This window comes from Methylobacterium planeticum, assembly GCF_008806345.1.
Taxonomy (GTDB): domain Bacteria; phylum Pseudomonadota; class Alphaproteobacteria; order Rhizobiales; family Beijerinckiaceae; genus Methylobacterium; species Methylobacterium planeticum.
Genome location: NZ_VZZJ01000010.1, coordinates 88,110 through 107,903, shown reverse-complemented (window position 1 = coordinate 107,903; position 19,794 = coordinate 88,110). Strand labels below are relative to the sequence as shown.

Sequence of the window (19,794 nt, the reverse complement as noted above, 5' to 3'; positions counted from 1 at the left end):
GCCCTGATCCTCGGACAGGGGCTGGCTGCCCCAATGGCAGCGATGCCGCCTCAGTAGCAGCGCTGGACCAGCACTCGGCGATAGCCGTAGGGCGTCCAGCGCGTGCGGGGCACCGCGTAGCAGCCGCCGTAGCCGTAGCCGGCCGGGGCGTAGCCGTAGCCGTATCCGGCGGGCGCGTAGCCGTAGCCGTAACCGTAGCCCGGGTAGCCGTACCCGCCGTAGCCGCCGTACCCGCCGTAGAGGCCGCCCGCCGCGAGGCCGAGGCCGACACCGAGGCCGAGCCCGCCGAGACCGTATCCGTAGCCGCGGCCACCCCAGCCACGGCCGTAATAGCCGCCGCGGTAGCCACCGAAGCCGGCGCCGCGATAGCCGCCGAAGCCGCCCCGGAAGCCACCGCCCCCGAAGCCGCCGCGGAACCCGCCGCCGCCGCCGTGGAATCCACTGCCGCCGAAGCCGCGCGCATCCGCCGCCGCCGGCAGCATGGCCAGTGCGCCGGCCATCGCGGCCGAGGCAAGAAGTACACGCTTCATCACTTTGTCTCCGACCAAACTCGGTTTTGCCAAACCAACTCGCGCCCCATCGGAGGAAAAACGCGGTCGCCGTGAGAACGGTTCACGGTCTGTTTGCCACGCCCGTTGCCGCACCCCGCCGGCGCATCCGGCCCCGGCCCCCGTCGAAGACTGCGGAATCGGCCGCGCCTGCTTGAAAACCATCACAATTTCAGGCGAGGAAGCCGCCGCGCGTCGCGCGGCGCGGCGGATCGGGGCCCCGGGAACTCACGATGATGTTACGTTCGGCGCAAGGCTGTCGGCTCGTCCTCCTGCTCGCGGCCCTGGCCGGCACCGGCCCGGCCGCCGCCGAGACCCTGGCGCGGACGGCGACGAGCCCCCAGGCCGCGCCGGCGCCTCAAGCCGCGCCGGCGCCTCAAGCCGCGCCGGCGGCCGCCGGCTCCGGCCCCTGCCGCGCCGTCCAGGCCGAGGGCGAGGCCTACACGGTCTGCGTCGTCGACCTGAAGCGCCAGCGGGTCCGCCTGTTCTGGCTCGGCACGGACGGGCTGCCCTACTCCTCCCTCACGAACCTCGCCGAGAAGCAGGGCCCCCGGCTCAGCTTCGCCATGAATGCCGGGATGTACGACAAGGGCCAGGCTCCCGTCGGCCTCTATGTCGAGGAGGGCCGGGAGATGAAGGGCGTCTCGACCGCGAACGGCCCGGGCAATTTCCACCTCAAGCCGAACGGGATCTTCTACGTGAAGGGAGACCGGGCCGGGGTCGTCGACACCGGCCGCTACCTGAAGGCCCGGATCAAGCCCGACTTCGCCACGCAATCCGGGCCGATGCTGGTCATCGACGGCCAGATCCACCCCAAGATCTCGTCGGACGGCCCCTCGCAGAAGATCCGCAACGGGGTCGGGGTCCGGGACGACGGCCGCACCGCCGTGTTCGCGATCTCGGAGCGCCCGGTGAGCTTCGGGGCCTTCGCGCGCCTGTTCAGGGACGATTTCGGCTGCCGCAACGCCCTGTTCCTCGACGGCAGCGTGTCGAGCCTCTACGCGCCGGGCCTCAACCGCTCCGACCTCAGCCGGCCGCTCGGCCCGATGGTCGGCGCGGTCGCCCGCTGAGCGCCGCGGCGCCCTCAGACGAGGCGCGCCCGGGGGCCGAGGGCCGCCGTCAGGCGGTCGCGCACGGCCGGGCCGATCGCCTCCCCGGAGGTGATCCGCACGACGGGCATCGCCCGCCCGACCGGGCTGCGCGGATCGAGGGTGAAGGCGAGGTGGTGCGGGCCGATCTCGAGGGCGACGACGCCGTCGCGCTGGGTCAGTTCCTCGCCCAGGAACTCGACGGAGAGCCCCGTCGCGTCGATCTCCACGATGAAGTAGCCGGCGGGCTCCTCCTCGTCGTCCGCCCCCGCGATCAGGCAATGCCCGTCGGCCTCGTCGATGCGCACGCGCTCCACCGCGAAGCTGACGCCCTCGGCCGGCGCGGCGCCGTTTCGGCCCGGCGCCATGCTCAGCGCTGCCCGAACTGGGTGTCCCGGAACAGGTCCTTGAAGGCGCGCGGCTGCGAGCGCCAGTACTGCTTCGGGGCGCGGATCCGGGCGCCGAGCTCGGCCGCCGCGTGCCAGGGCCAGCGCGGGTCGTACAGCATGGCGCGGGCGAGCGAGATCGCGTCGGCCCGGCCCTCGGCCAGGATCGCCTCGGCCTGGGCGGCCTCCGTGATCAGGCCGACCGCGATCGTGGTCAGGCCGGTCTCCGCCTTGATGCGCTCGGCATGGGGCACCTGGTAGCCCGGGCCGAGGGTGATCGCCTGCCGGGTCGAGAGGCCGCCGGTGGAGACGTGGATCGCGGGGGCGCCACGCGCCTTCAGGCACCGGGCGAGCTCCACGGTCTCGTCGAGGGTCCAGCCCTCCTCGACCCAGTCGGTCGCCGAGACGCGCATCCAGACGGGTTTGCCGCTCGGCACCACCGCGCGCACCGCTTCGAACACCTCGAGGGGGAAGCGCATCCGGTTCTGGAGGCTGCCGCCGTAGGCGTCGGTGCGGCTGTTCGAGAGGGGGGAGAGGAACTGGTGCAGCAGGTAGCCGTGGGCCCCGTGCAGCTCCACCGCCTCGATGCCGAGGCGCATGGCGCGGCGGGCGGTCGCCACGAAGCCGTCGCGCACGCGCTTGAGGTCCTGCGCGTCGAGGGCGTGCGGGGGCATCTCGGCCTCCCCGTGCGGGATCGCGGAGGGCGCCTCGGTGCGCCAGCCCTGGGGGGATTCCGGCGGGATCTGCTGGCCGCCGATCCAGGGCGCCTCGCTCGAGGCCTTGCGGCCCGCATGGGCGATCTGGATGCAGACCGGGATCGGGGCGTATTCGCGGATCGCCCCGAGGACGCGGCCGAGGGCCCGCTCGGTGGCGTCGTCGTAGAGGCCGAGGTCCCAGTCGGTGATGCGGGCCTCGGGCGAGATCGCGGTCGCCTCCAGGGTCAGGAGCCCGGCGCCCGACATGGCGAGCTGCCCGAGATGCATCATGTGCCAGTCCGTCGCCGCGCCGTCCCGGGCCGAGTACTGGCACATCGGGGCGATCAGGATGCGGTTCTCGAGGGTGAGGTCGTCGAGCGCGAGCGGTTCGAACAGGCGGGCGGTCATGGGCGGGGGCTCCGGGACGGGACTGCCCGCCATGTGGCGCGCCGGGGCCGGCTTGGCCAGACGCCGCGGGTCGTTTCGCGCGGGACCGCGCCCGGTCCCGGCCGGGTTCGCCGACACCCCGGGCCTCGGCCGGGTTCGCCGATGCCCCGGCCTCGGCCGGGTTCCCCGCTTCCCCGGGCCTCAGCCCGGCTCGCCGATGCCCCGGGCCCTGAGGCTCTCGCCGATCTCGTCGAGGACGGCGGCGTCGTCGATGGTGGGCGGCAGGGTCCAGGGCTCGTGGTCGGCGATGCGCTTCATGGTGCCGCGCAGGATCTTGCCCGAGCGCGTCTTCGGCAGGCGGTTCACCGTGAGGGCGAGCTTGAAGGCCGCCACCGGCCCGATCCGGTCGCGCACCAGCGCGACGAGCTCGCGCTCGATCTCGCCCGGGTCCCGCGCCACGTCGGCCTTGAGCACCACGAAGCCGCAGGGCGCCTCGCCCTTGAGGCTGTCGCGGATGCCGATCACCGCGCATTCGGCGACGTCGGGATGCGAGGCGAGCACCGCCTCCATGCCCCCCGTCGAGAGGCGGTGGCCCGCGACGTTGATGATGTCGTCGGTCCGGCCCAGCACCGTGATGTAGCCGTCCCGGTCGATCACCCCCGCATCCGAGGTGTCGTAGTAGCCCGGGAAGGTGGTGAGGTAGCTCTGCGCGAAGCGCGCGTCCGAGCCCCACAGGGTCGGCAGGCAGCCGGGGGGCAGCGGCAGGCGGATCGCGATGGTGCCCATCGTGTCGGGGCCGACGGGCCTGCCGCCCTCGTCGAGGACGCGCACGTCGTAGCCCGGCATCGGCACGCAGGTGCTGCCGTGCTTGACCGGGAGCTGCCCGAGGCCGACCGGGTTGCCGGCGATCGGCCATCCGGTCTCGGTCTGCCACCAATGGTCGATGACGGGGCGCCCGAGGGTGCGCTCGGCCCAGGCCACCGAATCCGGGTCCGCCCGCTCCCCCGCCAGGAACAGGGTCCGGAAGCGCGCGAGGTCGTAGCCCCCGACCCGCTCGCCGCGCGGGTCCTCCTTCTTGATCGCCCGGAGCGCCGTCGGGGCGGTGAACAGGCAGGCGACCCCGTGCTCGGCCACCACCCGCCAGAAGGCCCCGGCATCCGGGGTGCCGACGGGCTTGCCCTCGTACAGCACCGTGGTGCAGCCGATCAGGAGCGGCGCGTAGACGATGTAGGAATGGCCCACGACCCAGCCGATGTCGGAGGCGCAGAAATAGACCTCGCCGGGATGCACGTCGTAGAGGTTCGGCATCGACCAGGCGAGGGCCACGAGGTAGCCGCCGGTGTCGCGCACGACGCCCTTCGGCTTGCCCGTCGTGCCCGAGGTGTAGAGGATGTAGAGCGGGTCGGTGGCGCGCATCGGGACGCATTCCGCCCGCCGTCCCGCCGCCCGCGCCGCCGCCACCGCCTCGGCCCAGTCCCGGTCGCGCCCGGGCACGAGGCCCGCGGCGCAGCGGGGCCGCTGCAGGATCAGGCAGGCCTCGGGCTTGTGGCGCGAGGCCGCGATGGCGGCGTCGAGGAGCGGCTTGTAGGCGACGACGCGGCTCGGCTCGATGCCGCAGGAGGCCGCGAGCACGACCTTGGGGCTCGCATCCTCGATCCGCACCGCGAGCTCGTTCGCCGCGAAGCCCCCGAACACCACCGAGTGCACGGCCCCGATCCGGGCGCAGGCGAGCATGCCGACGAGCGCCTCGGGGACCATCGGCATGTAGAGGATCACCCGGTCCCCCGGCCCGACGCCGAGATCGGCCAGCACCGCCGCGAGCGTCGCGACCTCGTCCTGCAACTCGGCATAGGTGATGCGGCGCTTCGTGCCCGTGACGGGGGAATCGTGGAGGATCGCGGCCTGCGCCCCGCGCCCCGCCGCCACGTGCCGGTCGACGGCGTTGTGGCAGGCGTTCAGCCGGCCCTCCGGGAACCAGCGGCCGTAGGCCCCCGCCTCCGGGTCGAAGGCGCGGCGGGGCGGCACCGCCCAGTCGATGCCCGCGGCGGCCCCCATCCAGAACGCCTCCGGATCGGCGAGCGAGGCGGCGTGGACCTCGGCATAGCGTCCGGGCAGCGGCGGGGCGGCGGTCATGGCGTCTCCTGTCGGATCTGCGGCCGGCTTGCCGACGGGTTCGTGATCGGACCCGCGGCCTTGGCGCCATCCTAGCAGAGGACCGGGACGGGACGGCAGGCCCCCAAAACAAAACCGCCACGCTGTTCAGAGGACAGCGCGGCGGCGGACACGAGACGAAAGGGGTTGAGGCGAGAGGCCCGTCAGTGCACCGTATCGGCGGAAGCCTGGAGCCGGTTGATCTCGTCCTTTAGATGGAGTTTCCGTCGCTTAAGCTCTGCGATTCGGAGGTCGTCTTCCGCGGGCTTGTGGATCGCTTCCTGAATCTCACGCTCGAGGGCTTCATGCTTCCGGGTGAGTTGGCTCAGATGCGTCTGCAGCGACATGAGTCGTTTCTCCTGTCATCGTTCCGACAGGGCGACACTGGCACAGGATGAGCCGGCTGTCGAAACCATTCCGATGGCCATGCTTCACGAAAACTTGCCGCTAGCGCGGCCGTGGCGCATGGTCGGGCACACGCGTTCCGGGGTTCGTTGGCGGCAATGACGGTTGAGTTGGTCCAGGATGGTCAATCCGATCTCGCCGTCGAGCTGTCGCGGCTGAAGGAGGAGCATCGCGACCTCGACGGCGCCATCGCGGCGCTGGAACGGAGCGTGGCCGGGGACCAGCTGCAGATCCAGCGGCTGAAGAAGCGCAAGCTCACCCTGCGCGACCGGATCTCCTACGTCGAAGACCAGATCACCCCCGACATCATCGCCTGAGGCGAGGCCCGCCCGGGCGCGCTCCACGGCCAAATCGGCCCCCTGCCTTGCCGGGGCGGGGGCGCGCCTGTATTCGGCAGGTTCGGGCCGGCGGCGCCTCACGGCCCGGTTGCGGCTTCCACGCACAGCACGGATTGGACGACGATGGCGGCAGCGCCCCCGGTCGCGATCATCATGGGAAGCCAGTCGGACTGGGCGACCATGCGGCATGCGGCCGAGACCCTCGAGGCCCTGGCCGTCCCCTTCGAGACCCGCATCGTCTCGGCCCACCGGACGCCGGACCGGCTCGTGGCCTTCGCCACGGGCGCGAAGGCGGCCGGCCTCAAGGTCGTGATCGCGGGCGCGGGCGGCGCCGCTCACCTGCCCGGCATGACCGCCGCCATGACGAGCCTGCCGGTCCTCGGCGTCCCCGTCGAATCGAAGGCGCTGTCGGGCCAGGACAGCCTGCTCTCGATCGTGCAGATGCCCGCCGGCATCCCGGTCGGCACCCTGGCGATCGGCCGGGCCGGCGCCGTCAACGCCGCCCTCCTGGCCGCCGCGGTGCTGGCGCTCTCGGACGCGGCCCTGGCGGCCCGCCTCGACGCCTGGCGCGCCGCCCAGACCGCCGCCGTGGCCGAGCGGCCGGAGACAGAGACGAGCCCGTGACAACCCGTCCCATCGAACCCGGTTCCACCCTCGGCATCGTCGGGGGCGGCCAGCTCGGCCGCATGATCGCGCTGGCGGCGGCCGGGCACGGCCTCAAGGTCCACGTCTTTGCCCCCGATGCCGACAGCCCCGCCTTCGAGGTGGCCGCCCTGACGACGCGGGCCGCCTACGACGACGCCGCGGCGCTGGCGCGCTTCGCCGAGAGCGTCGACGTCGTCACCTACGAGTTCGAGAACATCCCGCGCGAGACCGCCGAGATCCTGGCCGCCCGGGCGCCCCTGCATCCCAGCGCCTCGGCGCTCTCCGTCACGCAGGACCGGCTCACCGAGAAGCGCTTCATCAACGGGCTCGGCATCCCGACCGCCGCCTTCCGGGCCATCGACAGCGGCGACGATTTCGACCGGGCCCTCGAGGCGATCGGCCGCCCGTCCGTGCTGAAGACCCGGCGCTTTGGCTACGACGGCAAGGGCCAGCGCATGATCCGCCAGGAGGGCGCCATCGAGCGCTCGGCCATCATGGCGGAGTTCGGCGGCGCGCCCCTGATCCTCGAGGGCTTCGTGCCCTTCGAGCGGGAGGTCTCCGTCGTCGCCGCCCGCTCGGCGGACGGCTCCTTCGCGGCCTACGACCTCTGCGAGAACGAGCACCGCGACCACATCCTGGCGGTGACGCGCGTCCCGGCCGCCGGGGTCTCGCCCGAGACCGCCGCGAGCGCCACCGAGATCGCCCGGCGCATCGCCGAGGCCCTCGACTATGTCGGCGTCCTCGCGGTCGAGATGTTCCTCGTGCGCGAGGATGGGGGCGAGCGCGTCGTCGTCAACGAGATCGCCCCCCGGGTCCACAATTCCGGGCACTGGACCATCGAGGGGGCGCTGACCTCGCAATTCGCCCAGCATGTCCGCGCCGTCTGCGGCTGGCCCCTCGGGGACGCGGCCCGCACCGGCGGCATGGCGGTGGAGATGCACAACCTGATCGGCGACGAGGCCGATGGATGGCGCGCGATCCTGGCCCGGCCGGGCGCCCACCTGCACCTCTACGGCAAGGGCGAATCCCGCCCCGGCCGCAAGATGGGCCACGTCACCCGCCTGATCCCCTGAGGGGGACGGGCGCGCCCGCGAGCCCGCCGAAACTGGGGCTTTGGCATCACACCCGCGCGGCGCGAGGCCCCGGCTCGGCCCGATTGTCCGGGGGCGCCGGAGCGGGCCATACCTTCGCCACATCCGATCGCTTGAGGCTGAATGTCGCCGCTTCTTAAGCGGGCGTTCACCGCGATGCGGGATCGTGCATCGCACGTCGCCGACCGGGTCTTGCCGGTCGCGGACCGTGGCCGGAGCGGGCTCCGGGGCGGTGCGGCGGGGATCGGCGATCGGACGAGGAACAGTCGGAAGCGCGCGCCTGCGCGCTCTGCCGAGGAGAGCGGGGCGATGACTTCACTGAGCGTGCGGGCACCGAGGGCGGGGCTGATCGGCGCCGCCTTACTGGCCGCGATGGCCCTCGCGGGCTGCGAGACGGTGGGCAGCGCCGCCGGCCCGAAGCAATTCGCCGTGCTGGAGACGGACACGACGGGGGCGACGACCGTCAACATCGCCTCCCTGTCGGAGGTGATCGCCCGCAACCCGAACGACGCGGCAGCCTACAACACCCGCGGCGCGGCCTATGCCCGCGCGGGCCAGTTCGGCGACGCCATCGGCGACTTCACCAAGGCGGTGCAGCTCGATCCGAACTCCGCCTCGGCCTACAACAACCGGGCGCTGACCTACCGGCAGACCGGCCGCAACGACGCCGCCCTGCAGGATTTCTCGAAGGCGATCTCGGCCGACCCGAATTACGGACCGGCCTATATCGGCCGCGCCAACGTGCTGCGCGCCCAGGGCGACCTCGACGGCGCCTCCTCCGACCTCAACCAGGCGATCCGCCTGACGCCGGAATCGGCCGAGGCGTACCACGCCCGCGGCCTCGTGCGGCAGAAGCAGGGCCAGAACACCCAGGCCATCGCGGATTTCGACGCCGCCATCGACCGCAACCCCTTCGTCAGCGCGCCCTACGCCGCGCGGGGCCAGAGCCTCATCGCCACGAACCAGTTCGACAAGGCGATCGAGGACTACAACGCGGCCCTCAACGTCAACAACAAGGACGCGACCTCCTGGGCCTATCGCGGTCTCGCCTACGAGAAGTCGAACCGCAAGAAGGAGGCGATGGAGAGCTACCAGCGCGCCGCCCAGATCGACCCGGGCAACCCGGTCGCCAAGCAGGGCCTCGGGCGCGTCCAGGGCGGCGTCGGCTCGCTCTTCAACTGAGCGATCGCCGGATGTTTCGGGGGCGGGTGCCGCGGGGGGCGCCCGCCCCTTTTCGCGTCCGGCGGCTCCCGCCGGCCAGCCTCACCCCTCGAAGCGCTCCGGCCGGCGGTGCTCGCCGATGATCCGCCGCACGGTGCCGGTCGAGGAGCGGTAGACCACGGTCTCGGTCTCGATCGCGCCGGGCCGGAAGCGCACCCCGCGCAGCAGCGCGCCGTCGGTGACGCCGGTGGCCGCCACGATGACGTCGCCCCGGGCGAGGTCGTTCAGCTCGTACTTCCGGTTCGGGTCGCTGATGCCCATCCCCTCGGCCCGGGCGCGCTTGTCGTGGCTGTCGAGGATCAGCCGCCCCTGCATCTGCCCGCCGATGCAGCGCAGGGCGCCGGCCGCGATGACGCCCTCGGGGGCCGCCCCGATGCCGAGATAGATGTCGGCCCCGGTCTCCTCCGGGCTCGTCGTGAAGATGATGCCGGCGATGTCCCCGTCCGAGATCAGGCGGATCCCCGCCCCCGTGGCGCGCACCGCGCTGACGAGGTTCATGTGCCGCGGCCGGTCGAGGATGATCGCGGTGATCTGCGAGGGATGCACGCCCTTCGCCTTGGCCAGCGCCGCGATGTTCTCGGCCGGGCTGGCGTCGAGGTCGACGAGGCCGGGCGGGTAGCCGGGGCCGATCGCGATCTTCTGCATGTAGACGTCGGGGGCGGCGAGCAGGCTGCCCTTCTCGGCGATGGCCATCACGGCGATCGCGCCCGGCATGTCCTTGGCGCAGAGGGTGGTGCCCTCGAGCGGATCGACCGCGATGTCGACCGCCGGCCCCTCCCCGCTGCCGAGGCGCTCGCCGATGAACAGCATCGGGGCCTGGTCGCGCTCGCCCTCCCCGATCACCACCGTGCCGTCGATCGGCAGGATGCTGAGCTCGCGGCGCATCGCGTCGACGGCGGCCTGGTCGGCTTCCTTCTCGTTGCCCTGGCCGCGCAACCGTGCGGCGGCGATGGCGGCGCGCTCGGTGACGCGGGCCAATTCGAGGGTGAGGGTTCGCGCGACGATCCCGCGCGGCCCCTGTGGGTTCGCCTCCACCATCGTTTCCTCGCCCTGATCACGCCCCGGGGGCCGGCTCTTTGCCGGACCGGAGCCGCGCTTCCGGCGGGACGGAACCGTCCCGCTGAGCCCGTGTGCCTGCCGTTGTAGCGCGTTTTGCGGTCCGGGCTCTCGAACGCTCGAAAAAATCCCCAGCGCTTATTCGCGCTCGATCCGGATCAGCTGCGGCGCCTCGGCCAGGAGCCCGTCCGCCGCGATGGCGTCGAGGGCGGCGCGGATGTTGCCCTCCGTCGCCGCGTAGGTGATCAGCACCAGCGGCACCGGCTGGCCGGAGCGCCCGTGCGGATCCTGCGAGGCGGCCATCTCGGAGCGCCGCTGCAGGATGCTCTCGAGGGAGATCTCGCGCTCGGCCATCCGGGTGGCGACGCCCGCGGCGACGCCGGGGCGGTCGTGCACGGTGAGGCGGATGTAGTAGCCGCCCTCGTGGCGCTGCATCTCGACGCGGGAGGCGGGCTGCATCCGGCCCGTCGGGCGCCCGAAGGCGGGGCGCACCGGGCCCGCGGCCACGTCCGCGATGTCGGCCACCACCGCCGAGGCGGTGGCCTCGCCGCCGGCGCCGGGGCCGATCAGGGTCAGCTCGCCGACCGCGTCGGCATCGATCGTGACGGCGTTCGTCACGCCCATGACCTGGGCGATGCTGGAGGAGCGCGGCACCATGGTCGGGTGCACGCGCTGCTCGATGCCGCCGGCCGCGATCTGCGCCACGCCCAGGAGCTTGATGCGGTAGCCGAGCTCCCGCGCCATGGTCAGGTCGAGGGGCTGGATCGCCGAGATGCCCTCGACCGAGACGCCCTCCGCGTCGAGGGCCGTGCCGAAGGCGAGGCTCGTCAGGATCGCGAGCTTGTGGGCGGTGTCGAAGCCCTCGACGTCGAAGGTCGGGTCGGCCTCGGCGTAGCCGAGCGCCTGCGCGTCCTTGAGGCAGGCCTCGAAGGTCAGGCCCTCGAGCTCCATCCGGGTCAGGATGTAGTTGCAGGTGCCGTTGAGGATTCCGTAGACGCGGCTGATCGCGTTGCCGGTCAGTCCCTCGCGCAGGGCCTTCACGATCGGGATGCCCCCCGCCGCGGAGGCCTCGAAGGCGAGCGCAACGCCCGCCTCCTCGGCGGCGCGCGCGAGGGCGGCGCCGTGATGGGCGAGGAGCGCCTTGTTGGCGGTGACGACGTGCTTGCCGGCGCCGAGCGCCGCCTCGACCACCGCCTTGGCGGCACCCTCGGACCCGCCGATCAGCTCCACCACGGCGTCGACCTCGCCCGAGCGCGCGAGGTCCACCGGATCGTCGAACCAGGTGATGCCGGCCAGGTCGAGGCCGCGGTCGCGGTCGCGGTCGCGGGAGGACACGGCGGTGACCCGGATCTCGCGGCCCGTCGCGGCCGAGAGCGTGGCGGCCCGGCGGGCGACCATCCGGACGACGGCGGCACCCACGGTGCCGAGACCGGCGACGCCGAGGCGGAAGCTCTGTGTCATTGCCTGTTCCCTGACCTGGCCTGTGTCCTGACCTGACTTCGCCCCGCCCCGCGGCCCGACCTGGCCTGTCCCGTGGCCCGACCTGGCCCGTGCCGAGACCTGACGCTGCCGCTGCGGGCCGGTCGATGGTGCGCGGCGATGCGGCGGGACGCGGTTTCCCGTGCCGCGACGCACGGCGCGCTCTTCTGCAACGATTCCCAGAGGGGCGCAAGGAATCGGGGGGCCAGGGAATCGAGGCGGGCGGGAGGGACCGGGGGCGCAAGGAGCGCGCGCTCCCGGGCGTCAGCGCGCGGCCCCGGCGGCGCGCCCGCGGACTTGCCGCGCGGTCTCGATCAGGCCGTAGAGCACGGCCGCGTTGAGCGCGTGCCAGAGGAAGTGCGTGCCGGTCGGCAGCCCGGCGCAGAGGGCCCGGTCGAGGGTCCGGCAGATGAGCGAGACCAGGAACAGCCCCGCGATGGCGAGGAGGCGCCGTCCGGCCACGCGGCGCGCGGGCGCCAGCGCGCGGGTCTGCGGCGTGACCAGCAGCCCGGCCGCCACGCCGAGCAGCCCCAGGAGTGCCGGCACGTAGTCGATCGAGCCGTTGCTGGCCTGCGCGCTCGACAGGCCCGTCGCCGCGTCGAGGAGCGGCGCCAGCCCCGCGCCGAAGGCCGCGAAGGCGAGCGTCGCGGCGAGCGCCCCGGCGGCGCCGAGGCCGAGGAAGCGGCGCATTGCCAGCAGGAAGTAGGCATAGATGAACAGCGCGATCGGGATCACGTCCGCGAGCATCGCCCAGCGCTGGGCGAGGGTGTGGAACAGGAACGAGCCGATGCCGACGACGAGGACCAGGGCCGCGAGCGCCCGCGCGGCGGGATCGCGCACCGCGCCCCGGCGCTCGCGCAGGGCCGCCGCCGCGGCCGCGATCAGGAACGCAGCGTTCGAGACCGCGTTGAGGGGCTCGGCCCAGAAGCCCGGATCCACCCGCTCGCAATAGGCCCGGATGAGCTCGAACCACGCCGCGTCCATCGTCCCCATCCCCTGCCCTCGCCCCGCCCTGGCTTGTCAGCGCGACGCGAAGGCCCGATGACGGGCCGGTCCCGCGACCCGCCCTCCCCGATCGCCGCCCGCGGTGCCGGCCGAGGGCCGCGGCGCGGACGCCCGGAGACGAGAAGCCCCATGCGGATCACGACCTGGAACGTCAACTCGATCAAGCAGCGGGTGGGGCACCTCGTCGGCTTCCTCGAGGAGGCGAAGCCGGACGTCGTCTGCCTGCAGGAGCTGAAGTGCCAGGATGCCGGCATGCCGCGGGCCGAGATCGAGGCGGCGGGCTACGCGGTCGAGACCCTCGGGCAGAAGGCCTATAACGGCGTCGCCCTGCTGGTGCGCGCGCCGCTCCGGATCAGCGAGGTCCGCCGCGGCCTGCCCGGGGACGAGGCCGACCAGCAGGCCCGCTACATCGAGGCCCTGATCAGCGGCGAGGATCCGACCACGGGGAAGAACCTGGCGCCGGTGCGCGTCGCCTCGATCTACCTGCCGAACGGCAACCCCGTCGACAGCCCGAAATACCCCTACAAGCTCGCCTTCCTCGAGCGCCTGCGCCTGCATGCCCGCGCCCTGATGGCGGAGGAGACCGCCCTGGTGCTCGCCGGCGACTACAACGTCATCCCGGAGCCCGAGGACGCGGCCGATCCCGAGGCGTGGCGCGCCGACGCGCTGTTCCTGCCCCAGAGCCGGGCCGCCTTCCGCCGCCTCCTGTCGGAGGGTTTCACGGACGCCCTGCGGGCCTGCGACCCGCGGGCGGGGCTCTACACCTTCTGGGATTACCAGGCCGGCTGCTGGCCCCGGAACCAGGGCATCCGCATCGACCACCTGCTGCTCTCGCCCCAGGCCGCCGACCGGCTGGTCTCCGCCTCGGTGCAGAAGCACCTGCGCGGCCTCGAGAAGCCCTCCGATCACGTCCCCGTCACGGTTGAGCTCCTGCCGGCCTGAGGGGGGCGCCTCGCGGAACCGGGATCGGCGCCCGGTCCGGGTCTCAGCGGCGGCGGCGCCCCGTCGCGGCCTGGGCCTGGGCCTGCGCGTCGGCCCGGTCGTCCTCGGTCGCCCGCGCCCAGTTCTTCTCGTAGAGGGCGACGATCCAGTCGTCCTTGCGCCCCTCCACCCCCTGGCGGGCGAGGGAGAGCCACATCAGCCCGCGCGCCCGCTGCACCGGCACGCCGCCGAGGCCGTTGGCCAGGAGATCGCCGAGCAGCGCCTGGGCCGGGTGGTGCCCCTTCTCCGCCGCGAGGTTGAACCAGCGGGCGGCCTGGCGCGCATCGGCCTCGACCCCGGTGCCGTCGAGATAGAGCCGGGCGAGGTTGTACTGCGCGTTCGGGTCGCCGAAATACGACGCCGCGTAGTTGAACATGTCGTAGGCCCGCTCCGGGTTCGGGCGCACGTAGGTGCCCTTGATCCCGTCGAGGAAGTAGGCCCCGAGCGCCGTGAAGGCGCTCGCCACGACGCCGGAATTCGGCGCCTCCGGCCCGTCGTCGTTGCTGTCGTCGGCGATGCGCGAGAAGAACTCGAAGGCCTTGAGGTCGTCGTGGGGCACGCCGTCCCCTTCGGCGTACATGCGGCCGAGCTTCCACAGGGCGAGGGCGTGGCCCTGGCCGGCGGCGTATTCGAGGGCGCGCGCCGCCCCCTCCTTGTCGCCGGCATTGTACTCGCGCATGCCCGTGCGCAGCGCGTCCTTGGCCGAGCGGAAGCTCTTCTCGGGCACGGGCGTGCGCGCGGTCGCGTCGAGGGCCTCCACCGGCGCGGTCACCGGCAGCCCCAGCACGAGCAGCAGGCCCGCGACGGCCAGAGCCGTCCGCGCTCCTCGCGCGCGCGCGCGCGAGGCGACGAGCCGATCCGGATCGGCCCCGGCCGGCCGCGCGAGCGGCCGGCAAAGGTCAGTCCTAGATGTCCGCATAGGTCTGCGTCTCCTTGGCGCCGCCCGGGTGGGTGACGGCGCCGTTGACCGCGGGTCCGACGGTCTGCGCGTATTTCCAGAGGTAGCCGGAGGTCGCCGCGTTGGTCCGCGGCGTCCAGGCCTTGCGGCGCTCGGCGAATTCCGCGTCCGTGAGCGCCACGTCGAGGGTGCCCTTGATGGCGTCGAGGGTGATGAGGTCGCCGTCGCGCAGGAGGCCGATCGGGCCGCCGATCGCGGCCTCGGGCCCGACATGGCCGACGCAGAAGCCCCGGGTGGCGCCGGAGAAGCGGCCGTCCGTGATCAGCGCGACCTTGTCGCCCATGCCCTGGCCGTAGAGGGCGGCCGTGGTGGAGAGCATCTCGCGCATGCCGGGGCCGCCCTTCGGGCCCTCGTAGCGGATGACCAGCACGTCGCCTTCCTTGTAGGCGCGGGTCTGGACCGCCTCGAAGCAGGCCTCCTCGCCGTCGAAGACCCGGGCCGGGCCGGTGAAGACCTGCTTGTCCGGCCCCATGCCGGCGACCTTCACGATGGCGCCCTCGGGGGCGAGGTTGCCCTTGAGGCCGACGACGCCGCCGGTCGGGGTGATCGGGGCGTTGGCGGGGCGCACCACGTCCTGATCGGGGTTCCAGTGCACCCGGTCCATGTTCTCGGCGATGGTGCGGCCGGTCACGGTCATGCAGTCGCCGTGCAGGAAGCCGTGGTCGAGGAGGGTCTTCATCAGGAGCGGGATGCCGCCGACCTCGAACATGTCCTTGGCGACGTAGCGCCCGCCGGGCTTCAGGTCCGCGATGTAGGGCGTGCGCCGGAAGATCTCGGCGACGTCGAACAGCGAGAACTCGATGCCGCATTCATGGGCGATCGCCGGCAGGTGCAGGGCCGCGTTGGTCGAGCCGCCCGAGGCCGCGACCGCCGCCGCCGCGTTCTCCAGGCTCTTGCGGGTGACGATGTCGCGCGGGCGGATCCCGGTGGCGATCAGCTCCATGATCTTCTCGCCGGCGGCGGCGCAGAACTTGTCGCGGATCTCGTAGGGGGCCGGGGCGCCGGCCGAGTAGGGCAGCGCGAGGCCGATCGCCTCCGAGACGGTCGCCATGGTGTTGGCGGTGAACTGGGCGCCGCAGGCGCCGGCCGACGGACAGGCCACCTGCTCGAGCTCGTCGAGGTCCTCGAGGCTCATGTCGCCGACCGCGTGCTTGCCGACCGCCTCGAACAGGTCCTGCACGGTGACCGGACGGCCCCGGAAGGAGCCGGGCAGGATCGAGCCGCCGTAGATGAAGATCGACGGCACGTTGAGGCGCACCATGGCCATCATCATGCCGGGCAGCGACTTGTCGCAGCCGGCCAGCCCCACAAGGGCGTCGTAGGCGTGGCCGCGCATGGTCAGTTCGACCGAGTCCGCGATGACCTCGCGCGACGGCAGCGAGGCGCGCATGCCGGCATGCCCCATGGCGATGCCGTCCGTGACCGTGATGGTGCAGAACTCGCGCGGGGTGCCGTGGGCGGAGGCGACACCCTTCTTCACGGCCTGGGCCTGGCGCATTAGCGAGATGTTGCAGGGCGCGGCCTCGTTCCAGCAGGAGGCGACGCCGACGAGCGGCTGGTGGATCTGCTCGCGGGTCAGCCCCATGGCGTAGAGGTACGAGCGGTGAGGCGCGCGCTCAGGCCCCTCCGTCACGTGGCGGCTCGGCAGCTTCGACTTGTCGTTCAAACGCGCGTCCATACTGAATTCTCGCGACCCTGGTCCCCGACGCATCGGCTCATTTCATCAACGCTCGACGCCGCTCCTCGCACCGCCCACGGGCGATGTTCGGCAAGAGCCGGCCGCGCTCACGGAATGGACTCGGAACAGAACGGTAAATCGTTGGGGAAACTGCCGTTTACCGCTGACGCTGAGGTGGTCCCGGTTTATGGCGGGATCGCGGCGGATGAAGGCAGGTCTCGGGGCAAACCTGGGATGCTTTCGCGGTGTTGCGACCCCGCCACAGCCACGCTTGGACCCGGTGCAACTTGAGATCTGCTCGTCTTTCCGGGGTCATACCACAGTACAGTAAATCGCAGATCAACCCGATCGTTCGAACTGGATTCGTTGCTCGGATGATTGCTGCGCAGAAACAATCCCGATCCTGACGGGTCGCGCGGCCCGGTGCCTTCCGCCTCGCCGCGGTCAGGCGCCGGGCCCTGGCAGCGTCGGCACCCCCTCCGGCGCGTCGAGGCGGCGCTCGCTCTCGTCCTTGAGGTTCACGCCGGTGAGACCGCGGCTCAGGGCCTCCCCGAGGAGCCAGTTCAGCTTGCACGCGGCCGCCTCGTGCGACAGGCCCGCGGGCCGCACGTTCGAGATGCAGTTGCGCTCGGCATCCGAGCGCCCCGGGCGCGGGCCGAAGGTCAGGTAGATGCCGAGGCTGTCCGGAGAGGACAGGCCGGGGCGCTCGCCGATCAGCACCGCCACCACCCGGGCCTTCAGGATCGACCCGACCGCGTCCCCGATCGCCACCCGCGCCTGCGATGCGATGACGACGGGCGCGAGGCTCCAGCCCGCCGCGGCGATGTGGGGCCGGAACGCCGCGATCAGGGCCCCCGCGCCCTCGTGGACCGCCCGGGCCGAGAGGCCGTCCGCCACCACGAGGGCGAGGTCGACGGGCTCGCCCGCCTCGCGCCGGAGGGCGTCCGCGCTCTCCGGCGCGAGGCGGCGCCCATAATCGGGCCGCCGCAGGTAGGTGGCGCGGTCCGGGGCCTGCGAGGCGGCCCGGAGGGTCCTGAGGCCGAGGGCCTCGACCGCCTCGGCGATGGCGGCGGCGTCCATCGGGGTGTGGACGGCGTCGCGGGCCTGCGCGTGGGCGAGGCCGAAGCGCAGGATCTCCCGGGTGGGAAGCCCGCTCCCCGCCCGGCCGAGGCCGATCCGGGCCGGCGTCAGGCGCGTCAGGCGGGCCCAGAGGTCGTCCGGCGCGCTCACGCGGCGAGGTCCGGCGCGGCGCCGAGGAGGCGCCGGCCGTTGTCGCCGGGCAGCAGGGCGCCGTCGCCGTCCGTCAGGCCGATCCGGGCGAGCCACGCCTCGAATTCCGGCGCCCGCTTCAGCCCCAGGACCTCGCGGATGTAGAGGGCGTCGTGGAAGGAGGTGGATTGGTAGTTCAGCATCACGTCGTCGGCTCCCGGCACGCCCATGATGTAGGTGCAGCCGGCGGCCCCGAGCAGCGTCAGGAGCGTGTCCATGTCGTCCTGGTCGGCCTCGGCGTGGTTGGTGTAGCAGACGTCGACACCGAGGGGCACGCCCATGAGCTTGCCGCAGAAATGGTCCTCGAGCCCGGCCCGGATGATTTCCTTGCCGTCATAGAGGTATTCCGGCCCGATGAAGCCCACCACGGTATTCACCAGGAGGGGCTTGTAGGCCCGGGCGACCGCGTAGGCCCGGGCCTCCAGGGTCTGCTGGTCGATGCCGTGATGCGCGTCCGCCGAGAGGGCCGAGCCCTGGCCGGTCTCGAAATACATCACGTTGTCGCCGACGCTGCCGCGCTTCAGGGCGAGCGCCGCCTCGTGCGCCTCCTTGAGGATCGCGAGGCTCACGCCGAAGCTCGCATTGGCGGCCTCGGTGCCGGCGATCGACTGGAACGGCAGGTCGACCGGCCAGCCCCGGTTCATCGCCTCGATCGTGGTGGTGATGTGGGTCAGCACGCAGGCCTGGCCCGGGATCTCCAGGCGCCGGATCACGTCGTCGAGGAGATGCAGGAGCTTGCCGAGCGCGTGGAGCGAGTCCGAGGCGGGGTTGATGCCGATCACCGCGTCGCCGCAGCCGTAGGAGAGGCCGTCGATGATGGCCGCCGTGATCCCGGCCGGGTCGTCGGTGGGGTGGTTCGGCTGCAGCCGGGCCGCCAGGGTGCCGGGCAGGCCGATCGTGTTGCGGAAGCGGGTCACCACCCGGGCCTTGCGGGCCACCAGGATGAGGTCCTGGTTGCGCATGAGCTTGGAGACCGCGGCGGCGATCTCCGGCGTGACGCCGGGGGCGATCCGGGCCAGGGTCTCGGAGGAGGCGGTGAGCAGGAACTCGCGGAAATCCCCGACCGTGAGATGCGCGATCTCCGCGAAGGCCCCCGCCTCGTGGGTGTCGAGGATCAGGCGCGTGACGTCGTCCGCCTCGTAGGGGATCAGGGGCCGGGCCAGGATCTCAGCGAGGGGCACCTCCGCGAGGCACCAGCGCGCGGCCATGGTCTCCTCGGCCGATTCCGCCGCGATGCCGGCGAGGCGGTCGCCCGAGCGCACCGGCGTCGCCTTGGCCATCAGGGTCGCGAGGTCGGAGAAGGCCCAGCAGCGCGGACCGACGACGTGGCGATAGGCCATTCCGGACAACCTCCTGATCGGGCGCGCCGCGCCGATGATGCCCCCGCGGCGCCCCCGGTCAAAGGCCCGGCCGCGCCGACGATGCCTCCGCTGCGGCCAGCGGGATCCGCGGATCCCCGGATCCCGTGACGACGGGATCCCGTCAGGCGGCGCCGGCGTGCGGGGCCGGCTCCTCGGTCGAGATCGCGTCGACCGTGCGGGCGGCTGGGCCGTCCTGGCCGTCGGCGCGGTTGATCCGGATCTGCATGTTCGTCGGCTGCATGTTGCCGTAGGGCGTCGAGAACGCGATCTCGGCCGCGTCCCGGCCGACGCCGATGCGCACGAGGCCGTCGAGGTTGGCCTGACGCGTCGCGTCGAACAGCCACCAGCGCCCGTCGAGATAGGCCTCGAACACCGCGTGGAAGTCGCAGGGCACGAGGCCGTGGGCGTAGCAGGAGACGAAGCGGGCCGGGATCCCGAGCGCCCGGCAGAAGGCGGTGCCGAGATGGGCGAAGTCGCGGCAGACGCCGGCCCGGCGCAGCAGGGATTCGTCGGCCGTGGTCTGCTCGTCGCTGCTGCCCGGCTGGTAGGTCAGGTGGTCGTGGATCCAGTTGCAGATGGCGTTCACCCGCTGGTGCCCCTTCGGCAGGTTCCCGAACTCCGCCTGCGCGAAGGGCGTCAGCCGGTCCGAGGAGACGAAGCGGCTCGGCAGCAGGAAGGGCAGGATGTCGAGGGGCAGCTCCGTCACCGGCGTCTCGTCGATCGTCGCGGGGTCGGCCCGCAGCACGGTGAGCTCGACCTCGGCGTTGTACTCGAGCGAGAAGGCGCCGGTCGGCACGTTCACCCCGAGGTAGCGGTTCTGGAAATCCGGGGTGACGTAGCTGCGCCGCGGCAGGTCGGGGGAGAGGGTCAGGGTCTCGCTGAGGATCGCGAGGCTCTTCAGGTGCGCGACCTCGAGGTTGAAGATGAACAGCGTGTCCGAGAGAATATTGTAGGAAAGACTGCAGCCCAGAGTATAGCGCACCATCTGCTCCATCGCGGGGGGTCGAGGGCCGACCCTAGCAAGGACTACGCCTGCGACCGGCACGGTTTCC

At 72.5% G+C, this 19,794-nt stretch carries 19 protein-coding genes; 6 read left to right on the top strand and 13 right to left on the bottom strand.

All coding sequences use genetic code 11. The features are described from left to right. Positions 1 to 50: 50 nt before the first annotated feature. Positions 51 to 530: a hypothetical protein gene (locus tag F6X51_RS13715; protein ID WP_150964221.1), complete on the bottom strand. Its 480-nt coding sequence runs from the start codon at positions 528 to 530 to the stop codon at positions 51 to 53. Between the two features lie 251 nt (positions 531 to 781). Here F6X51_RS13715 and F6X51_RS13710 point away from each other — a divergent pair, with 251 nt between their 5' ends. After that, positions 782 to 1,618 carry a phosphodiester glycosidase family protein gene (locus tag F6X51_RS13710; RefSeq protein ID WP_246696790.1) on the top strand — a complete coding sequence of 279 codons (837 nt, stop codon included), beginning with the start codon at positions 782 to 784 and terminating at the stop codon, positions 1,616 to 1,618. Positions 1,619 to 1,632: 14 nt separating this feature from the next. Here F6X51_RS13710 and F6X51_RS13705 read toward each other — a convergent pair whose 3' ends face one another. The 4 genes from F6X51_RS13705 to F6X51_RS13690 all read right to left on the bottom strand — a co-directional run bounded on the left by F6X51_RS13705 (position 1,633) and on the right by F6X51_RS13690 (position 5,602). Then, a complete protein-coding gene (locus F6X51_RS13705) occupies positions 1,633 to 2,004 on the bottom strand; it encodes a hypothetical protein (RefSeq protein ID WP_150964220.1) in 372 nt (123 codons plus the stop codon). A 2-nt stretch (positions 2,005 to 2,006) separates the two neighbouring features. After that, positions 2,007 to 3,125, bottom strand: coding sequence for an NADH:flavin oxidoreductase/NADH oxidase (locus tag F6X51_RS13700; RefSeq protein WP_150964219.1), 1,119 nt, complete (start codon positions 3,123 to 3,125; stop codon positions 2,007 to 2,009). A 180-nt stretch (positions 3,126 to 3,305) separates the two neighbouring features. Continuing rightward, complete coding sequence (locus tag F6X51_RS13695; RefSeq protein ID WP_150964218.1) at positions 3,306 to 5,237, bottom strand: propionyl-CoA synthetase; 1,932 nt, start codon at positions 5,235 to 5,237, stop codon at positions 3,306 to 3,308. Positions 5,238 to 5,419: 182 nt separating this feature from the next. After that, positions 5,420 to 5,602, bottom strand: coding sequence for a YdcH family protein (locus tag F6X51_RS13690; protein WP_150964217.1), 183 nt, complete (start codon positions 5,600 to 5,602; stop codon positions 5,420 to 5,422). A gap of 156 nt (positions 5,603 to 5,758) precedes the next feature. Between F6X51_RS13690 and F6X51_RS13685 the strand changes: the two genes are divergently transcribed. The 4 genes from F6X51_RS13685 (at position 5,759) to F6X51_RS13670 (ending at position 8,916) form a co-directional block, all read left to right on the top strand. Continuing rightward, a complete protein-coding gene (locus tag F6X51_RS13685; RefSeq protein ID WP_150964216.1) occupies positions 5,759 to 5,977 on the top strand; it encodes a YdcH family protein in 219 nt (72 codons plus the stop codon). A gap of 144 nt (positions 5,978 to 6,121) precedes the next feature. Next, positions 6,122 to 6,622, top strand: coding sequence for a 5-(carboxyamino)imidazole ribonucleotide mutase (purE, locus tag F6X51_RS13680; RefSeq protein WP_150964215.1), 501 nt, complete (start codon positions 6,122 to 6,124; stop codon positions 6,620 to 6,622). Continuing rightward, positions 6,619 to 7,716 carry a 5-(carboxyamino)imidazole ribonucleotide synthase gene (locus tag F6X51_RS13675; protein ID WP_150964214.1) on the top strand — a complete coding sequence of 366 codons (1,098 nt, stop codon included), beginning with the start codon at positions 6,619 to 6,621 and terminating at the stop codon, positions 7,714 to 7,716. The genes purE and F6X51_RS13675 overlap by 4 nt, the downstream gene beginning before the upstream one ends. A 327-nt stretch (positions 7,717 to 8,043) precedes the next feature. Then, on the top strand, positions 8,044 to 8,916 hold the full coding sequence (locus tag F6X51_RS13670) for a tetratricopeptide repeat protein (RefSeq protein WP_150964213.1): 873 nt from the start codon (positions 8,044 to 8,046) through the stop codon (positions 8,914 to 8,916). 81 nt (positions 8,917 to 8,997) lie between these two features. Here the strand turns inward: F6X51_RS13670 and glpX are convergent, their stop codons facing one another. From glpX to F6X51_RS13655, 3 genes are all read right to left on the bottom strand, one after another. Next, a complete protein-coding gene (gene glpX, locus F6X51_RS13665) occupies positions 8,998 to 9,993 on the bottom strand; it encodes a class II fructose-bisphosphatase (RefSeq protein ID WP_150964212.1) in 996 nt (331 codons plus the stop codon). 156 nt (positions 9,994 to 10,149) lie between these two features. Beyond that, positions 10,150 to 11,472, bottom strand: a complete 1,323-nt coding sequence (locus tag F6X51_RS13660) for a homoserine dehydrogenase (RefSeq protein ID WP_150964211.1) — start codon at positions 11,470 to 11,472, stop codon at positions 10,150 to 10,152. 282 nt (positions 11,473 to 11,754) lie between these two features. Then, positions 11,755 to 12,474, bottom strand: a complete 720-nt coding sequence (locus tag F6X51_RS13655; protein ID WP_150964210.1) for a ceramidase domain-containing protein — start codon at positions 12,472 to 12,474, stop codon at positions 11,755 to 11,757. Between the two features lie 150 nt (positions 12,475 to 12,624). Here F6X51_RS13655 and xth point away from each other — a divergent pair, with 150 nt between their 5' ends. Next, the gene (gene xth, locus F6X51_RS13650) at positions 12,625 to 13,437 is read left to right on the top strand and encodes an exodeoxyribonuclease III (protein WP_150964209.1); all 813 of its coding nucleotides are present in this window, start codon (positions 12,625 to 12,627) and stop codon (positions 13,435 to 13,437) included. Positions 13,438 to 13,480: 43 nt separating this feature from the next. Here the strand turns inward: xth and F6X51_RS13645 are convergent, their stop codons facing one another. The 5 genes from F6X51_RS13645 to F6X51_RS13625 all read right to left on the bottom strand — a co-directional run bounded on the left by F6X51_RS13645 (position 13,481) and on the right by F6X51_RS13625 (position 19,724). Further along, the gene (locus F6X51_RS13645; protein WP_150964208.1) at positions 13,481 to 14,395 is read right to left on the bottom strand and encodes a tetratricopeptide repeat protein; all 915 of its coding nucleotides are present in this window, start codon (positions 14,393 to 14,395) and stop codon (positions 13,481 to 13,483) included. Next, positions 14,382 to 16,112 carry a dihydroxy-acid dehydratase gene (ilvD, locus tag F6X51_RS13640; protein WP_150964207.1) on the bottom strand — a complete coding sequence of 577 codons (1,731 nt, stop codon included), beginning with the start codon at positions 16,110 to 16,112 and terminating at the stop codon, positions 14,382 to 14,384. Before ilvD ends, F6X51_RS13645 begins: the two co-directional genes overlap by 14 nt. A 444-nt stretch (positions 16,113 to 16,556) precedes the next feature. Further along, the gene (eutC, locus tag F6X51_RS13635) at positions 16,557 to 17,342 is read right to left on the bottom strand and encodes an ethanolamine ammonia-lyase subunit EutC (RefSeq protein ID WP_150964206.1); all 786 of its coding nucleotides are present in this window, start codon (positions 17,340 to 17,342) and stop codon (positions 16,557 to 16,559) included. Then, positions 17,339 to 18,721: an ethanolamine ammonia-lyase subunit EutB gene (locus F6X51_RS13630; protein WP_150964205.1), complete on the bottom strand. Its 1,383-nt coding sequence runs from the start codon at positions 18,719 to 18,721 to the stop codon at positions 17,339 to 17,341. Before F6X51_RS13630 ends, eutC begins: the two co-directional genes overlap by 4 nt. 142 nt (positions 18,722 to 18,863) lie before the next feature. Then, positions 18,864 to 19,724, bottom strand: coding sequence for a transglutaminase-like domain-containing protein (locus F6X51_RS13625; RefSeq protein WP_150964282.1), 861 nt, complete (start codon positions 19,722 to 19,724; stop codon positions 18,864 to 18,866). Between the last annotated feature and the right edge of the window lie 70 nt (positions 19,725 to 19,794).

Excerpts from the sequence above, each read along its gene's own strand:
- F6X51_RS13715 (WP_150964221.1), bottom strand. The coding sequence starts at position 530 with ATGAAGCGTGTACTTCTTGCCTCGGCCGCGATGGCCGGCGCACTGGCC.
- F6X51_RS13710 (WP_246696790.1), top strand. The coding sequence starts at position 782 with ATGATGTTACGTTCGGCGCAAGGCTGTCGGCTCGTCCTCCTGCTCGCG.
- F6X51_RS13705 (WP_150964220.1), bottom strand. The coding sequence starts at position 2,004 with ATGGCGCCGGGCCGAAACGGCGCCGCGCCGGCCGAGGGCGTCAGCTTC.
- F6X51_RS13700 (WP_150964219.1), bottom strand. The coding sequence starts at position 3,125 with ATGACCGCCCGCCTGTTCGAACCGCTCGCGCTCGACGACCTCACCCTC.
- F6X51_RS13695 (WP_150964218.1), bottom strand. The coding sequence starts at position 5,237 with ATGACCGCCGCCCCGCCGCTGCCCGGACGCTATGCCGAGGTCCACGCC.
- F6X51_RS13690 (WP_150964217.1), bottom strand. The coding sequence starts at position 5,602 with ATGTCGCTGCAGACGCATCTGAGCCAACTCACCCGGAAGCATGAAGCC.
- F6X51_RS13685 (WP_150964216.1), top strand. The coding sequence starts at position 5,759 with ATGACGGTTGAGTTGGTCCAGGATGGTCAATCCGATCTCGCCGTCGAG.
- purE (WP_150964215.1), top strand. The coding sequence starts at position 6,122 with ATGGCGGCAGCGCCCCCGGTCGCGATCATCATGGGAAGCCAGTCGGAC.
- F6X51_RS13670 (WP_150964213.1), top strand. The coding sequence starts at position 8,044 with ATGACTTCACTGAGCGTGCGGGCACCGAGGGCGGGGCTGATCGGCGCC.
- glpX (WP_150964212.1), bottom strand. The coding sequence starts at position 9,993 with ATGGTGGAGGCGAACCCACAGGGGCCGCGCGGGATCGTCGCGCGAACC.
- F6X51_RS13660 (WP_150964211.1), bottom strand. The coding sequence starts at position 11,472 with ATGACACAGAGCTTCCGCCTCGGCGTCGCCGGTCTCGGCACCGTGGGT.
- F6X51_RS13655 (WP_150964210.1), bottom strand. The coding sequence starts at position 12,474 with ATGGACGCGGCGTGGTTCGAGCTCATCCGGGCCTATTGCGAGCGGGTG.
- xth (WP_150964209.1), top strand. The coding sequence starts at position 12,625 with ATGCGGATCACGACCTGGAACGTCAACTCGATCAAGCAGCGGGTGGGG.
- F6X51_RS13645 (WP_150964208.1), bottom strand. The coding sequence starts at position 14,395 with ATGCGGACATCTAGGACTGACCTTTGCCGGCCGCTCGCGCGGCCGGCC.
- ilvD (WP_150964207.1), bottom strand. The coding sequence starts at position 16,112 with ATGGACGCGCGTTTGAACGACAAGTCGAAGCTGCCGAGCCGCCACGTG.
- F6X51_RS13630 (WP_150964205.1), bottom strand. The coding sequence starts at position 18,721 with ATGGCCTATCGCCACGTCGTCGGTCCGCGCTGCTGGGCCTTCTCCGAC.